16 protein-coding genes and 1 riboswitch are annotated in these 15,274 nt (G+C 42.1%); of the genes, 1 reads left to right on the forward strand and 15 read right to left on the reverse strand.

What is annotated here, in order from left to right:
- Position 1: 1 nt before the first annotated feature.
- The 7 genes from AC0NJP_RS10730 to AC0NJP_RS10760 form a co-directional block, all read right to left on the reverse strand.
- Positions 2-760: an acyl-CoA dehydratase activase gene (locus tag AC0NJP_RS10730; RefSeq protein ID WP_474039855.1), complete on the reverse strand. Its 759-nt coding sequence runs from the start codon at positions 758-760 to the stop codon at positions 2-4.
- Positions 761-769: 9 nt separating this feature from the next.
- Entirely contained in the window at positions 770-1,747 is a 978-nt protein-coding gene (locus tag AC0NJP_RS10735) for a 2-hydroxyacyl-CoA dehydratase family protein (protein ID WP_474039856.1), read from the reverse strand.
- A gap of 119 nt (positions 1,748-1,866) precedes the next feature.
- Positions 1,867-2,523, reverse strand: a complete 657-nt coding sequence (locus tag AC0NJP_RS10740) for a coenzyme F420-0:L-glutamate ligase (RefSeq protein WP_474039857.1) — start codon at positions 2,521-2,523, stop codon at positions 1,867-1,869.
- Positions 2,524-2,544: 21 nt separating this feature from the next.
- Positions 2,545-3,090, reverse strand: coding sequence for a hypothetical protein (locus tag AC0NJP_RS10745; protein ID WP_474699774.1), 546 nt, complete (start codon positions 3,088-3,090; stop codon positions 2,545-2,547).
- A gap of 45 nt (positions 3,091-3,135) precedes the next feature.
- Positions 3,136-3,549: an acyl-CoA thioesterase gene (locus AC0NJP_RS10750; protein ID WP_474039859.1), complete on the reverse strand. Its 414-nt coding sequence runs from the start codon at positions 3,547-3,549 to the stop codon at positions 3,136-3,138.
- A gap of 12 nt (positions 3,550-3,561) precedes the next feature.
- Positions 3,562-3,972, reverse strand: a complete 411-nt coding sequence (locus AC0NJP_RS10755; RefSeq protein ID WP_474039860.1) for a DUF3842 family protein — start codon at positions 3,970-3,972, stop codon at positions 3,562-3,564.
- Between the two features lie 78 nt (positions 3,973-4,050).
- The gene (locus AC0NJP_RS10760) at positions 4,051-4,605 is read right to left on the reverse strand and encodes an HPP family protein (RefSeq protein ID WP_474699775.1); all 555 of its coding nucleotides are present in this window, start codon (positions 4,603-4,605) and stop codon (positions 4,051-4,053) included.
- A 165-nt stretch (positions 4,606-4,770) separates the two neighbouring features.
- Here AC0NJP_RS10760 and AC0NJP_RS10765 point away from each other — a divergent pair, with 165 nt between their 5' ends.
- Positions 4,771-5,619 (forward strand): methyl-accepting chemotaxis protein, encoded by an 849-nt coding sequence (locus AC0NJP_RS10765; protein ID WP_474699776.1) that lies wholly within the window; start codon positions 4,771-4,773, stop codon positions 5,617-5,619.
- A 50-nt stretch (positions 5,620-5,669) separates the two neighbouring features.
- Here the strand turns inward: AC0NJP_RS10765 and AC0NJP_RS10770 are convergent, their stop codons facing one another.
- From AC0NJP_RS10770 to AC0NJP_RS10805, 8 genes are all read right to left on the reverse strand, one after another.
- A complete protein-coding gene (locus AC0NJP_RS10770; RefSeq protein WP_474039863.1) occupies positions 5,670-6,599 on the reverse strand; it encodes a methylenetetrahydrofolate reductase in 930 nt (309 codons plus the stop codon).
- 76 nt (positions 6,600-6,675) lie between these two features.
- Positions 6,676-8,694: a SpoIIE family protein phosphatase gene (locus tag AC0NJP_RS10775; protein WP_474699777.1), complete on the reverse strand. Its 2,019-nt coding sequence runs from the start codon at positions 8,692-8,694 to the stop codon at positions 6,676-6,678.
- A 105-nt stretch (positions 8,695-8,799) separates the two neighbouring features.
- Entirely contained in the window at positions 8,800-9,195 is a 396-nt protein-coding gene (locus tag AC0NJP_RS10780; RefSeq protein ID WP_474699778.1) for a hypothetical protein, read from the reverse strand.
- Between the two features lie 59 nt (positions 9,196-9,254).
- Positions 9,255-11,000, reverse strand: a complete 1,746-nt coding sequence (locus AC0NJP_RS10785) for a methyl-accepting chemotaxis protein (protein WP_474040068.1) — start codon at positions 10,998-11,000, stop codon at positions 9,255-9,257.
- Between the two features lie 102 nt (positions 11,001-11,102).
- Positions 11,103-11,188, reverse strand: a riboswitch (cyclic di-GMP riboswitch).
- A 118-nt stretch (positions 11,189-11,306) separates the two neighbouring features.
- The gene (gene kdgT, locus AC0NJP_RS10790; protein ID WP_474699779.1) at positions 11,307-12,290 is read right to left on the reverse strand and encodes a 2-keto-3-deoxygluconate transporter; all 984 of its coding nucleotides are present in this window, start codon (positions 12,288-12,290) and stop codon (positions 11,307-11,309) included.
- 393 nt (positions 12,291-12,683) lie between these two features.
- Positions 12,684-13,841 (reverse strand): iron-containing alcohol dehydrogenase, encoded by a 1,158-nt coding sequence (locus tag AC0NJP_RS10795; RefSeq protein ID WP_474699780.1) that lies wholly within the window; start codon positions 13,839-13,841, stop codon positions 12,684-12,686.
- Positions 13,842-13,969: 128 nt separating this feature from the next.
- Positions 13,970-14,131: a hypothetical protein gene (locus AC0NJP_RS10800; protein ID WP_474699781.1), complete on the reverse strand. Its 162-nt coding sequence runs from the start codon at positions 14,129-14,131 to the stop codon at positions 13,970-13,972.
- Between the two features lie 100 nt (positions 14,132-14,231).
- Positions 14,232-15,131, reverse strand: coding sequence for a LysR family transcriptional regulator (locus AC0NJP_RS10805; protein WP_474699782.1), 900 nt, complete (start codon positions 15,129-15,131; stop codon positions 14,232-14,234).
- Between the last annotated feature and the right edge of the window lie 143 nt (positions 15,132-15,274).

Here is a 15,274-nt window from a genome sequence, read left to right on the forward strand (position 1 = left end):
TTTACTGCTCTCGGCCATACACGCAGCAGCCAATAGCACCGTTTAACTGCGGCTCAGCCGGAATCACAACAGAAACGTCCAAATCCTTTTCTAACATACGAGCAAGAGCTTTACCCCAAGCGACTCCCCCAGTAAAAACTAAAACGGGGCTTTTTAAAGTGATAAGCAACGGGCGAATTCGTTTTACAATGGAAGCATTCACCCCTGCCGCCAAAGAAGCCGTGCTGTGACCTTCGACTATGCGGCCAATGAGTTCCGATTCCCCAAAGATAGCGCAAGTTGAACTAAGCTCTACAGGGTTCTCATCATAATCCCCCAGTTCTTCCAAGGAAATTTGTAAAACCGTCGCCATATTTTCCAAATAACGCCCCGTACTAGCAGCGCATTTATCATTTGTCTCAAAATCAAGCATTTTTCCCTTACGGACCTTAATCACCTTACTGTCTTGACCGCCAAGATCGAGTAACGTAAAATCTTGGAGTCCCGTTTGTTCAATAGCGCCAAGCATATGGGCCTTCAATTCGGGAATCACCGTAGCTTTGGCAATCGCTAACGTATTTCGACCGTAACCTGTGGCTACAACCTTGGTTACATCGGCAAATCCTAGCGCAGCAAAATCAACAACAAGCTCACCATCTACTTGCTTGCCGTATTGACGATAGAAAGCAACTGTTTCATAAAGGGCTTTATGAACAATTTGTTTTTGATCCATAATCACAACTTTGACAGAACGACTGCCTAAATCAATTCCACAAATCATTTTTTCACCTCACTTCAGCATCTCTAAAAAACTATCTAGGCGTAATTTAGTCCGCGCATCCAGCTTTCCCGGCCGATCTCCCTCAATGGTCAGCATGGGAATCTCCAATTTTTTTCGAAAAATAATATCTTCAATCTGCCGAAAACAAAAGCTCTGCACATAATGAATCAAACCATCGAGATGCCTTAGCTCAATCTGCTCTTCGATATCGGCTAAGCGGGGAAAAACACCATAGGGATAGGTATAACGACGATACTGTTCGACAAGATCATTTTCTTGATTCGGCATAGAAAATTGCCGCTGCACTTCATTAAATACAACACGGGCGCCTTGCGTTTCGACATAATCATAAATTTCGGGCATAATCGGCGGCACGCCAATAAAACCTAAGCGAAGCTTTTGTTCATAAGGATTTTTGCTCCTCGCTTCCGCTAAAAAGGTATCAAGCTCTGCCTCAAACGCCCCTACATCGCCGTTAAAATCACTGCTGGAAACAAGATAGAGATGATTATAAAAACCATTTACTTGATTCGTTTCCCAGGTAAGACGATCTAGTTCAACGAGTTTTTCCCGTACTGACTTTAGGCGTTCTTTCACTTCATACGTTGCATCCCAAGTCGTGCCTAAGGCGCTGATTAGCTTTTCCATTTGCAGTTTCAGCATATCATAATCACGATCTTCAGGATAGGCAAAAGGAATTGTCTTAATTCCCTCTAGCTGATATGTCTCCATGAGCGCCTGCGTATTGCTGCAATCTCCTTGAGTAACGGCTATCACTTCTTGAATCGCGTCCTGCTCTAAAGCAACCGAATAAAGGCCCTTAATCCAGCCACAGCAATTGCGGGGAAACCCAGCTTCTTCCGCAGTCTCCAAATAAGAATTGGGATTATCATGGGTAATAAAAATATTATTTAAATCAACTGGCTTCCGACCGGAAGCTAGGATAATTTCCACAGGCACTGTTGTGGTCATACCGATTGGTGACATAACGACCTCCTACATCTTACTTTATCTTTTTAGTATAACCTAAAATGACAAAAAGAGGATAGCCTAAGCCTCCCCTTTTGCACTACCTAATTTGTCTCTCAAACAAATCTACTTGCTACTCAAATTTTGTCGGCAGCTTGCGCGTAATTTTTTATAATTACAATCGGCGTCTTCTGGCTGGCATTGCCAAAAGGATTATCAATTAAAATTTTTGCCAGCTTGTCAGCTGTCAGTCCTTGGCTTGTGCCTACAATCAGCGATCGTTTCAAATCATTGACATCGGCTACGGCAGCGCCATAACAGCCAAGTCGGTCTTTAATCTTTTGAGCCACCTGATCTGCATCAGCCGGACCATAAACAATACTCTTGTCAAAAGGCGGCATCGTCCCTGTTACATCATCAACCAAAGCAGCCTGACGTCCTGCCATATTATAAAAGACACCGCTCTTGCCAATCATTTTGCCTAAAATTCCTATAATCATCGCAAACAATACGCGATACTTGCCTTCTACATCCATAACTGCCTGCATGCCATATACACTGGACATACTGCCTTCTTGCGGAATAAACCGACATAACACACGAGCTAAAAAACAAGGTTTTAGCTCTTCCGGCCGCGTCATACGCCCTTGTGTAATTGCTACAACACTTTCCGCCACCGTAATTACATCATTAGGACCAATTTGCTCTTTCGCGTAACGTTCCATCACATCAACAATATCATCGCTATCGGTTAAGATTCTCGTCCGAACTGGTATTAATTCTAACTCTTCCATGATTCTTCTCCCCTTTCGGCCTTACTCGCCTTGCACTGCAGCAAGTTTATTTTTCAGCGCCTCGCGGGCTTCTTCCGCTACAAACAATAGCCGGTTCTTGGTAATATACCAATCACTGCGGGCTACAATTTGATATACAATTTCTACAGGCATATTCACCATATCGGTCATAGCCGTCTGAATCGTTCCTTCTTTCGCCGTAAGCTTCACAGTAACAATGGCCCGCCCGCCCTCATTGGGCGTAACAATGACCGACTCCCAATAGCCGTCAGTTCGGAACATAGCTTCATTCGTAAGTTGAGACTGCACAGTAACAGCATCATATTGTTCACAAGGCAACAAATGGCGCGTATAAGCATCCATAATTGTACCACCCTGCCGCCCTTTATTGATAAAGGGAACTTTGGCCGTAAAGGTAACAGATCTATCATCAAGATCTTCTACGATCCAAGGAGTATGTTCTTCCACTAAAAAAACAAATTCGGCATCTCCCTGTCGGGCGATATAGAGCCAAACTGCCGCAATAAATAGAATAATAAGCAGCAAAATGATCATCAAAGCATCCACAATAAAGCCTCCATTTTACTATTGTTTTCGGTAAATTAGCTTTTCTTATTCATTTTTTTCTAAACGGCTTGCTACTAAGCGCTCATAATAAAGGACTGGCAGTCGAATAATTTTTCCCGCTTCGTTCGTAAACACATTCTCCGTTTCCCCAGTGGCAAGTAAAATGTGGCCTGCTTCCTTAATAATTTCGTAAGTAAAAATCATCTTTACTTTCGAAACTTCCTTCAATGTAGTTTGAATCAAAACTACATCATCAAACCGAGCGGAAGCGCGGTACTTACAAGACACATTCGTAATCGGAAACACGATCCCCTGCGCGAGAAGATCATTGAGCAAAATTCCAGCTTGCCGCAAATATTCGACTCGTCCCATCTCAAACCAGTTAAAGTAATAGGAATGATGAACAACACCCATAAGATCAGTCTCAACAAAGCGCACTTTATTCTCAAGTGATACCATTGACAAGCTCCTTTACTGGCAAAGCGCCACAATTCGATTCGCAGCCTCTTTAATCCAATAGGTCATAGGCCGCGTTTCTAAACCGGCAATTTCAAAGTGATTTTGATTGACTGGAACAAGAATTTTCCTGGCATCAACTGCAGCAACAGCCGCAGCAATCCGCGGTGTAATTTCACCCATAAGGGCATCAGCGATGACGATGCCAATCGGCCCAGCTACGATATCAGCTCTTTTGACTGATACAGCTATAGCATTTTCTCCAGTTGCGCCGCGATGAGCCCCAGCCTTCACCATATTATTAGTAGCTAAAGCATTTGTTCCTAGGGCAATGATTTCTACATCAGAAAGTTTATGATTTTTCAATTGTGTCACAAGCTGCACTCCCAAGCCGCCGCCCATGCCGTCAATAATTGCAATAACCATTAGAAGCCCCCTTTACAATAAATCCCAAACGACAGGACTATAAAAAAAGCACGCTCATAGCATGCCTGATAAGAAATATCATACTTTATTTATTTTACTTTTATTCCCCTCATTTGTCAAAAAAACTTGCTTATTCCGCTCCTTCGTACGCTGCGGTAAAAAATAGCGTCGGTAGCTAGCAGCAAACAGAACGAGGATCATTGTTCCTACCAAAATAGGGAATATTAAAAAAGACCAATCGAGCGGACCTTGCTCCAAGATCAATACAGGATCAGCCGCTGCTGGCGGATGCAATGTACGCGTAAGCTGCATCACCAACATAGCAAGCCCCACTGCTAAACCGTAGCACCACCAAGCCCCTCCCCCAAGAGAAAACACAATAAGCCCTACTAAACTCGCTAAAAAATGGCCGCCCACAATACTGCGCGCTTTGGCATAGGCGCTATCAGGAATTACCAGAGCAATCACACAAGAAGCGCCAAAAGGAGGGATTAAAAAGGACTGATCATGTGACAAAAAGGCGAGCAAAGCAATCGCCAAAGCCCCACCTAGGCTGGTAGCAATAATTTTTTCATACTTTAATTTCCGCAGCAAATAGTGACGTTTTGCCGCTTGTTTTTCAATACTCATCATGACTATATTCTTTCGCTAAAAATAAAACAAACCCTCTAAAGTAGGTCTCTCTACCTTAGTGACAGAAAGCGACCTTCTTATTATTAATATGACAAAATAAAGAGGGAAATCACAAAAAAGGTCGAATCTTTTTGTAACAAATATCTTTTGAGGGGGATGCCTAGGATGACCAAAGACCACACTCCGGAGACGAACGAGGAAATTTTAGCTGCCTTTAAATTAGTTCTTCCTTATCTAAACCAGATTGTTCGGGAAGATATGGCAACAGGCCTAACAGACTTAACCGAATATATTAGCTATCACCGTGCCAAACAGTTTGAACTCGATCTGCCGAACGGCAAATCGATTGCTGACATTCCGACGATTGTCGAATGTATCAAAACAGGAAAAACTACTTTTGCCGATATTCCGCCGGAAGTATATGGTCGAACCATCAAAACGATTTTCACACCCATCTATGGTGTCAATAAGGAAATCATCGGAACCCTCAGCTCAGGCATCGATCTAAATGACAGCGTTGTTTTAGTCCAAAGTGTATCAGATCTTGCCGAATCAACAGCGCAAGCGACGCAAAGTGTAACGCAAGTAGCACAAAGCGCTACCGAACTGGCTGCCGCTGGACAACAAGCCATTAAATTAGCCCAGACACTGCTAGAAAAAAATCGCGACACAGCTAACATTCTCGAATTCATTAAAAATATTGCGGCGCAAACGAATTTACTTGGTCTAAATGCGGCGATCGAAGCAGCCCGCGCTGGTGAACAAGGTCGCGGCTTTGCCGTAGTAGCCGAAGAAGTCCGTAAGCTAGCCGATCAATCGCAAGAAGCGGTAAAAAAGATTCAAGTAACCTTGAAAGAAATTCAAGAAGCGGTAGCGCAAATTAATAAATCAATCGAAGTAACTGGCAGTATTAGTGAGGAACAGGCTGCTACCACGGAAGAAATCGCCTCGACCTTAGAACAAATCAACACGAATGCAAAGCACTTAGAAGATTATGTGGCTCGTTATAACTAACTGAAAAATGAATGAGATTCATATAAAAAAGTAGGAGCCTGGTATGGCGCCTACTTTTTTTGTTTACTTGCAAAGAGAGAGCTTACTGATCTTGCTAATTCCACGGAAGCTTCGATTTCAACCTTGCGTGTCGAAACACTTTCAATACTACAGCCTAGGGGGATATTTTTCGCTAGAGCAAATTCATAGAGCTCTGCAAAAATCTTTTTAGACAGTTCCACCGACTTGTCCAAAATATCTTCAGAATGCATTAAATCATTTTCTAACCATTTAGGAATATTAATGCCTAACCACTTCATAAATTCCAATGTTTTTATGGAACCGCAAGGAGTCAGATTCATCAATATAGGCGCCATCACCCGTTCTTCCTGTTGACAGAAATAGTAGTATTCGGAAAGAAAATTTTTCGCCGCTTCAATATTATAAACAGCTTGAGAAACAAAAAACTGACACCCCTGTTCGCTTTTATGCAAAATCCGCTTGTGTTCATCGCCATACTTACTATGACGCTCTGGAATCACGACACCGCCAAGCATCACTTTAGAAGCTACGTCTTGACGGAGATGATAGGCCTCTGGTAAAGTCAGTGAAACTTTTTGTTCGCGTGACGAGGCTCCGACAAACACGGAAAAACGATCTTCACCATTATCTTCTTTCAGCCAATTCGCCAATTCCACTTTGCCATATTTTCCTACACAACGATAAATAATCTTAGGAATATCGAGTTCTTGCAAATACTCACTAGCATATACATCAGGATCAACGGTTTTCATAAAAGGAAAGGGACGATCTGCGGCAACTCTATCGGCTTCATCTTGAATATCATATAAAATCAGCCCATCCAACGGCAACTTCTTAATTCTTTCTAGTTGCTTTTGCGCGATTTCAGCGATCTTTTCCTGACTATTGTTGTATTTAGGCGGCGTAAGGCCGTAAGTTAAAATACCAGCTTCACAATTTATAATTTTTTCTCGCAGCATAGACTCTCCTCTTTCATAAAAGTAGTAACTTTGTAAAACCTTTCTTTGCTAGTCTACTATATTTTCTTACTTAAAGCTACTGCTTCTGCAAAAAGGAATCTTTAATATGAATTGCCAAAGCGGAACAATCATCTTCGATAGCGCCAGAGGAAATTTTTTCGAGTAATGTTGTCGTTGCCGCAAAATCAGCGGCGCCTTCAATTACCTCAGACGGTAAATGCTCATAAATGCCATCAGTCATGAAATAAAAGCTATCACCAGAGGCAAAATTCATACTGTGAAGTTCAAACTCGGCCTTATCAGTTAAACCAAAATAAATACCAGGAACTTTCTTTAACTCTGCTTGACCACGCTGCGACAAGAGCAAGTAATTAATACCGCCAGAAATGTAAGACAGCTTGCGCTTTGTAAAATCAAAAGTAAAGACCATTAAAGCCGCAAAATTCCCATCACGAAAATAAGTACTTAATTGATTGTTTAATCGATGCATGGATGCTTTTGTCCAAGCTTCTTCCTGATCCATAATTTCATTAAGTAAACTATTAATAGCAGAAGTGTGCAACGCTGCGGCAATGCCATGGCCCGTTACATCCATTAAATAGCCATGTAAAATTTGCTGATTATGAAACCAACGATAGCCATAAAAGTCGCCACTTACGAGTGAAAGGGGCTGAAAAATAGTACGAATCGCAACCCTTCTATCTTGAAATGGCGGCGGCAATAATGACGTTTGTACCAGTCGAGCCAAATAAACCTGTTCTTGTAATTCTGTCTGCAATCTTTGCCGTTCCGTTAAATCACGAAAAGAAAACAAAACAAATTCTTTCCCTAAATAAGTAATCAAAGAGCTGCGCATTTCACCATAAAAGAGCTGTCCGTCCCGTCGATAATACCGTCGATTTTGTCTTGACCAAACCCCTTGTGACCGAAGGCTTACATCCATTTTTTTCGCTTCTTTTTCCGAAAGAATCCCCAGCGAAAACAGTGTTTCTTGCAACGCTTCATCGTTCGTGTAACCAAAGAGTCGGGAAAAAGCGTAATTTACTTCGGTAACAGCCTTTGTAGCAAAATCACTGACAACAATAGCCTCAGCCGACTGCTTAAGCAGAACGCGATAACGCTCCTTCTCTTCTTCTAGCGCTGACTCGGCCAGCTTTTGCTCCGTAATATCCATGACAAATAAAAGCTGCATCAAGTCCCTACCAGGCCACTCAATCTGCCTCGACTCCGCTTTATAATACACGCCTGTTGTTTTATCAAAGTATTCTTTTGATCCATTTTCCAATAGAGGACAATAATGACAAGGGGCAGATTTTCCAAAAAAGCTAAAGCAGCTTTGTCCAATCACGCGTTTGCCATAAAGTTGTTCCATCGAAACACTTATATATAGCAACTGCCACGTTGCAGCATCAATCACATAAGCCAAGCCAGGCAATACTTGCACAATATTATTTAAGATTTGCTGTCGTTCCTGATTTTCTAGCAACGCTTTTTCGATCATATTGCGGCTTAAGACTTCTGCTACTAAGGGAACCATTCCCTCAATCAAAGCGACAATATCCGCTTGAATTTGATTGGGTCGCATATCAGCAAGATGAATCAGCCCCATTATTTTTCCTTGATAAACAATCGGAATCATGGCCGCACTTTGAAATCCTGTAGCAACGCAAATTCCTCGATAATTGCCAAGATCCGCTTCACTAAGTAGACCCTCTAATTGAGAAAAAGCAGGTAAAATATACGAGCCTTGTTCATTTATCAAATGCAAATCGCACGGCAACAGCCTTCCGGCGGCTAGACGGGTGCAAATACAATCCCCGTTGGAAATTTGCACAAAATTTTCTTGTTCCCAAAACTCTTGACTGAAACCAGTATAAGCTTGATAAGGAATCCCCCCCTGCTCATCAAGAACGCGGATTCCTACACATTGACATTGAAATTCCTTTTGCATGAACTGAACAAGCGATATAAGAAATTCTTCCTTTGATGCAACAGCGCTACAGCTATAAATCAATTGTTTAATCGCCTCAAGGCGATCTGTATTGGCGGTAGAGTCGCCAATTGTAGTAATTTTCCTCACTTTTTTCTGTTTCATTTACGCTTCCCCCTCTACCGACGCTGTTATTCATAGTAACATTTTGACACAATTACGCCAAACCCTGCCGTAAGCTCCAAAAAGAAAAGAGCCATTAGGCTCTTTTCATGGCAGAAATTGAATTGTAATTTCGCTCAAATAAGGCACTACCGCGGAAAACGGCTCCTCTAGATAATTTTTATCATCAGCCAAAACCTTTTCTAAAACGGTACGTTCTAACGTCACAAAAGGTTTTATTTTTCCTAAAAAGGGATGCTGGAACTGAGGATCAAGCGTGTTTGATTCGACCGTCTCAATTTTAAGGCCTTTCAGTAAAAATGTATACTCACCAACTATCTTGCCTTGCTCCAGAATACGGATCGCCGCCCGATTTTCTTGGTTCGCCATCACAGAATTGACCATCCCCATAATATGAGGATGTTTTGCACCAAGCGCTTCAACATTGCGCAAATGAAAGGGAACAATTTGGTCGCGAATCAATTGATCTAATTCATCACCCATGGTACAACCTCCTAGTATCATAATATACTAGAGTACCCTGTTTTTTGTTAACAATACCCTTATAGCTTGAATTTGCGAATCGCTGATTGAAGTACTTCCGCCATGCGCGCCAGTTCCTGACTTGAGGCAGCAATCTCTTCCATCGAAGCCGATTGTTCTTCTGTAGCAGCTGAAACAGTCTGAGTTCTACCAGCTGTTTCGCGACTTACCTGATCAATTTGCTGTACTGAGGCAGCAACAGTTTTGCCATTGCCTGCCATTAAATCAATTGCCTGGGAAATACCTTGCACTTTTTCTGTCACATCACTAACCAGTTCCTTGATTTCCCCAAAAACACCACCTGCTTCTTCGACAACAGCAGTACCGGTTTTCACTTCCTTTGTGCCTGTTTCCATTGCAGCTACAGCGGCATCCGTATCGACTTGAATGTCACGAATCAAAACTTCGATCTGTTTAGCCGCATCTTGGGACTGTTCCGCTAATTTTCGCACTTCTTCCGCTACGACAGCAAAACCTTTGCCTTGTTCTCCTGCGCGAGCCGCTTCAATAGCAGCATTGAGGGCTAGCAAGTTAGTTTGCCCGGAAATGCCGGAAATAGTTTCTACAATTTGCCCGATTTCTTTGGATCTTGCCCCTAAATTAGCAACAACTTGCGCCGATTCCACGACAGTTTTTTCAATATGAGCCATCTGCTCATTTGCTTTTTGCACACGGGCCGTACCAGAAAAAGAAGCTTTCGCCGCGGCTTCCGCCACCTGGCTAACAGCCAGTGCGTTAGCCGATATCTTACCCATTCCCTGCGACATTTCTTCTACCGTTGCGGCAGCTGCATCAACGGCTTTCGCCTGCGCTAAAGCGCCCTCGGCAATCTCCGTAACCACAGTTGCAACCTGCGTTGAGGCCCGCGCTGACTGATCAGCACTTGCCGTTAACTCTTCTGATGACGCCGCCACTTGCTCTGACTGTTTGGCTACCGAACCAATGAGTTCACGCATACTCTCCCTGAGATGCGCCAATGACATCGCAACTTGACCAAATTCATCGCCGCGATTGACAAAGGCAGGCGGCAATTGCACCGAATAATCACCACTAGCCATTTGATCAAGCGCTTGTGTCATTACCTGCAAAGGCTTCACAACCATCCGAGTTAACACAAAACTAAGCAAAACACTGACAGCAAGAATCAGTACCATAACAGCCAGAGAAAAGAACTGAACGCGGGCCGCATTTTGAGCAGAGTCTGCTACGATATCAGTTACCACTTTTGCTTCATTGGCTTCAATCGCAGCCAACGCGGCCTGTAATTGCTGCGCAAAGGGCGTTAATTCTTTGGTTACTGCCGCCGCTTCGGCTTCAGCTTTAGCCTGCAGGGCGCCGTTTCCCGCTTTTTTGGCTTGCTGCGCCTCCACTAAGCGAGGAATCAATCGCTCTTTAACCCCAGAATAGTACGTGTTCGTATTGTTAACTAGCTTTTCAACCTCTGCTTTATCAGACGAACTCGCTTTCGCTAATAGTTGTTGTTCTAATTCAACCACTGTATCCATTTTCCCAATAAACCCCTGACGGTATTTATCATCACCATCAGCAATAAATCGACGAATTTCCAAAACAGCGCCTGTATAAACATTCTCGGCCTTAGCAGCTGTTAAAGCTCTTGTATTAGAGCTGCCAATAGTACTAATCGCGCTAGCATTCTTACCTGATTCATGATAAAAACCAATTCCCAAAACCAGAATCAATACGATCATAACCAAAAAACCAATTCCAATTTTCATGCCAATATTCTGCTTTCCCGCTTGTATCACTGCCAAAAAATTCATCCCCCTCTATATTATAAAATGTAAAAAAACAATAAAAAACGTCAGACTGCCTGCTGCGAATCTGACGATGGAGATACAAAATAACCAACTAGCAACCTGGCGATCATGGACCTTCGTCTTTAGACCCAGTGGCTTTGCGTCCTTGTTTTTCAACAAGTTTGCCCAATGGTGAATCAATATCTTTTCCTATAACAGTTAAAAGATTACAGTATATTTGGAAATTTGTCAATAAATGAAAAAGAGCATTATCGAAGCAGAAAAACTTGCTTCAATAATGCAAAGAGGGCCTCGTTAATAGCTGGTTTTTTCTACTAAAGTATCGCCTTTTCTGCGTTTGGCATAATTACTCCACCAAGCAGTAATTATCGGCACTAAAACAGATGTTACAATAACAGATGTGGCGACAAGCGCCGTTGCTGCCTGGGCAACAGGTTCAAACGCCGGATTCATGCCAGCAATAATAATAGGATTCGTTACAGCGGCGCCAGCCGTACTAGAAGCAGCAATCCCTGCCGTTCCATTGCCGCCGCCAATAAATTTATCAGCAAGCATAAGCGGAATTCCTGTAATAATAATAACACCAACACCAAGTAAAATACCAAGTAAACCTGTTTTTAGAATCACACTTAAATCAATTGTATTTCCTAGCGCAAAGGCAAAAAAAGGAATCATTGTATGTGTCGCCTTGCCAAAAAATTCACGCAGTTCGTGGTCGAGATTCCCTAAAGCAAAACCAACGAGGAAGGGTAAAACCGCACCGACAAACAAGTGTGGTTCAAAGGAGGCAATACCGGCTCCACCTAAGATCAACATGGTAACGAGCGGACCTGATTCAATGGACATCAATACAAAAGCTCCCGCTTCTTCCTGAGTACCATATTGCTGCATAATCGAAGCGTAAAGACCGCCATTCGTCATATCCATAGCTGCAATAATAGCTATCGTAGAAAGTCCGGCAAAAAAACCATTTTGAATCCCATTACCAGGAAGAATACTCGCCGTTACTAAGGCGACAACCCAAGCAACAGCAATTTTTGTTATCACTAAAGTACCTGATTTTTTCAGTACAATTCCAGTAGCGCGAACATCAATCGCTGCCCCCATACAGAAAAACCAAACAGCTAAAATTGGTACAGTTCCTGTAATCAAGCCATTGGTAAACGATCCGAAATACTTGCCTGACCAAGGAGCAAAAGTGTGACACAGAGCTCCTAAAAACAATGGAACTAACATGAGACCGCCAGGAATTTTATCAATTTTCTGTTTAATTTGCATATTCTAGCCTTCCCTTCTGTCATTAAATTGCGTATTAATTCATGAATCTATTAATAATATAAAAATTCATCGCCAAAATCTCTTTCTCGCTATTTAATAACTTAAAATTCATTAGTGTACCGGTTTACATTACACAAAAAGACTGTTTTTGCAGCAATCCCACATTTATTTTGCTGAAACTTCTTATTCGTCTATTACAACCCCCTTTTTAAAATTCCATATTATAAAACTTTATTTCACGAATTTTATAATTTTATTATATATTTCATTTTTTGTTTTTACAAGAATATTTCCACAGTTCTAATAATAAATTTCACAATGTGGAATACTAATTCATTTTCATTTATCAAAAAGGGATCTAAGCTGCTGATTTGCAGCTAGATCCCTTATACTTTATAAAGCAGCCAGCAAGATTTTTCTAACTTCCGCTGGTGTAATATCAGCATTTTCCCCTAATTTTACCATGCCGTGTTTTTCTAAACTCTTAACCACTTCTTCAACAGCATCAGCGCCTAAGTGATATTCAGAAAGATGTGTTGGCACGCCCATCGCAACAAAGAATTCACGCGTTTTTGCAATCGCTTGCTCAATCCGTTCCTCTTCCGGCAAATTCCCTAATGACCAAATTCGGTCTGCATATTGAAGCAGCTTATCACGCTTCTGCTCTTTTCGGACAGTCAGCAGCGCTGGTAATACGATCGCCAACGTTTGGGCATGATCCAATCCGTAAAGCGCTGTAATTTCGTGGCCGATCATGTGGGTGGCCCAATCCTGCGGAACGCCTTGACCGATCAATCCATTTAGCGCCAAGGTAGCACTAAACATCCAGTTTGCTCGTACATCATAATCGTCCGTCTTCGCAATAGCTTTTGGCCCTTCTTCGATTAGGGTAAGCAGCAAACCTTCCGAAAAACGATCCTGCACCTTGGCTTGTACGGGATAGGTCATATATTGTTCCATCACATGAATGAAGGCATCAACAACACCGTTGCCAACCTGTTTCATTGGCAGTGTATAAGTGTACTCGGGATCAAGAATTGAAAATTTCGGAAACAACAGTGGATTAGAAAACGCCAGTTTATCTTTCCATTCTTTTCGACTGATAACACCTGTCGGATTCATTTCTGATCCTGTAGCAGGCAAGGTAACAATCGTTCCAAACGGAACAGCCTCGTGAATGGCCAAACCTTTCGCTACAATATTCCACGGATCCTCTTGTGTAAAAGGAACAGCTGCTGCAATAAATTTCGTACCGTCCATAACCGAACCGCCGCCAATTGCCAGTAAAAAATCATACTTTTCTTTTCTAATCTTTTCTACTGCCTGAATCAGTGTTTCATAGGCCGGATTCGGTTCAATACCGCCGAATTCACCAATTTCGAACTCCTTTAATGCAGCTTTCACTGCATCAAGAACACCCGTCTTTTTTACACTGCCGCCGCCATAAATTAAAAGGACTTTTGATCCTGCCGGTATTTCTTTCGGCAGACGTTTCACCTGATTTTTGCCAAAAAGAATCTTAGTTGGGTTTTGAAACTGAAAATTATTCATCTAACCAGCTCCTTATCCATTCTATTTTCTAAATTTTCCACAAAAATCAAAATTCACCTGCTTAATTTAATGACTTTTTCAAAGAAAAAACCGCCCAAATCATATTTCGGCGGCTAAAACGATCACTATTATTTTGCCAAAAGACTAGCAACTAGATGATAATCGATGGACCTCATGTCACCAGGCACTTTGTCAACACCGACTAAAAAAGCTACTTTAAAACGAGCGCAAATATTAAAATCCTTCGTATTTACAGCGCACGTTTGGCAGTTGCTTTTAAATGGGCACATGCTAAAAATCCCCCTGTCACTTCACAAAATTTACCATATTTAAAATATTTGGTTGTAGTATAACACACTCCCTTATTAAATAGCAATGCCTCTCCCGGCTTTAATTGTCGCTATTTTTCGGCAAATCATTCCCTTTACTAAGCAAAATTTGTAGAAACCGTGTCGCTGCCGTCGATAATCGTCTATGTCTAAGCCAAACAATCGCTTTTTTAATTTCTAATGGAGAATTTTCTAGCTCACGATAAAGCAAATGCTGGCTAGGAATCAGTCCAAGTACCGAACGCGGCACAACGGCTAAACCAATCCCCTCATTCGCTAATACGAGAAGTGTCCGTATATCGTCGCCACTACAGCAAATAAAAGGATCAAAACCAACCATTTTGCAACATTTTTTAATCATCATTTCATTGCTTTTATGTAATAAAAGCGGCTTATTTTTCAAATCCGCTAATGCGATCGCCCCCCTCCCCCTCTCTCCTTGCCACCTTTCGCTCATGGCAACAAGCATTGGCTCAGAGGGCAGATCGAGAAAATGATAAAAAGCCGGATCAAAGCCAGAGCGCACAATCCCGATTTCAATCCGTTTATTTTGTAAGAGTTCTAAAATTTCCTGCGTATCGCCCTCGCGTAATTGAAATTGGATTTCCGGATATTGTTCATGGAAATCGCGGATTATGCCTGGCAACAACGTTACACCAGAAGAAGCGATAGTACCAATCGCTAACGTACCGCGCTGGCCCGCCTGAGCTTCCTGCACTTCTTGAACTGTGGTTTGAATTAAATCAAGAATCATACCTGTTCTTTCATAAAGAATCCGACCAGCTTCAGTCAATCGAATTCGTCGATTTCCCCGCTCAATCAAATGAACGCCAAGCTCGCTTTCTAACAGCTTTAGCTGCTGACTCAGCGAAGGCTGAGCCATAAATAACCGCTTCGCAGCTCCAGTTACATTACCTTCTTCCACAATAGTCCGAAAGTATGTTAATTGTTTTATATCCACTTCGTTAGCCTCTTTTATTGTTTTTTCCTATAGAACAAACAGTTTTTACCTATTATTCATAAAATATCATCTTTGTTATAATAATACATAATTTAGCCAACAAGAACAACGAATAGTCTTGTTTCGCTCGCAGGAGGAAATTT

It is taken from the genome of Pelorhabdus sp. sgz311002 (genome assembly GCF_056134285.1).

Excerpts from the sequence above, each read along its gene's own strand:
- kdgT (WP_474699779.1), bottom strand. The coding sequence starts at position 12,290 with ATGCAAATTAAACAGAAAATTGATAAAATTCCTGGCGGTCTCATGTTA.
- AC0NJP_RS10740 (WP_474039857.1), bottom strand. The coding sequence starts at position 2,523 with ATGGAAGAGTTAGAATTAATACCAGTTCGGACGAGAATCTTAACCGAT.
- AC0NJP_RS10765 (WP_474699776.1), top strand. The coding sequence starts at position 4,771 with ATGACCAAAGACCACACTCCGGAGACGAACGAGGAAATTTTAGCTGCC.
- AC0NJP_RS10775 (WP_474699777.1), bottom strand. The coding sequence starts at position 8,694 with ATGAAACAGAAAAAAGTGAGGAAAATTACTACAATTGGCGACTCTACC.
- AC0NJP_RS10800 (WP_474699781.1), bottom strand. The coding sequence starts at position 14,131 with ATGTGCCCATTTAAAAGCAACTGCCAAACGTGCGCTGTAAATACGAAG.
- AC0NJP_RS10750 (WP_474039859.1), bottom strand. The coding sequence starts at position 3,549 with ATGGTATCACTTGAGAATAAAGTGCGCTTTGTTGAGACTGATCTTATG.
- AC0NJP_RS10780 (WP_474699778.1), bottom strand. The coding sequence starts at position 9,195 with ATGGGTGATGAATTAGATCAATTGATTCGCGACCAAATTGTTCCCTTT.
- AC0NJP_RS10755 (WP_474039860.1), bottom strand. The coding sequence starts at position 3,972 with ATGGTTATTGCAATTATTGACGGCATGGGCGGCGGCTTGGGAGTGCAG.
- AC0NJP_RS10795 (WP_474699780.1), bottom strand. The coding sequence starts at position 13,841 with ATGAATAATTTTCAGTTTCAAAACCCAACTAAGATTCTTTTTGGCAAA.
- AC0NJP_RS10735 (WP_474039856.1), bottom strand. The coding sequence starts at position 1,747 with ATGTCACCAATCGGTATGACCACAACAGTGCCTGTGGAAATTATCCTA.
- AC0NJP_RS10730 (WP_474039855.1), bottom strand. The coding sequence starts at position 760 with ATGATTTGTGGAATTGATTTAGGCAGTCGTTCTGTCAAAGTTGTGATT.
- AC0NJP_RS10770 (WP_474039863.1), bottom strand. The coding sequence starts at position 6,599 with ATGCTGCGAGAAAAAATTATAAATTGTGAAGCTGGTATTTTAACTTAC.
- AC0NJP_RS10760 (WP_474699775.1), bottom strand. The coding sequence starts at position 4,605 with ATGATGAGTATTGAAAAACAAGCGGCAAAACGTCACTATTTGCTGCGG.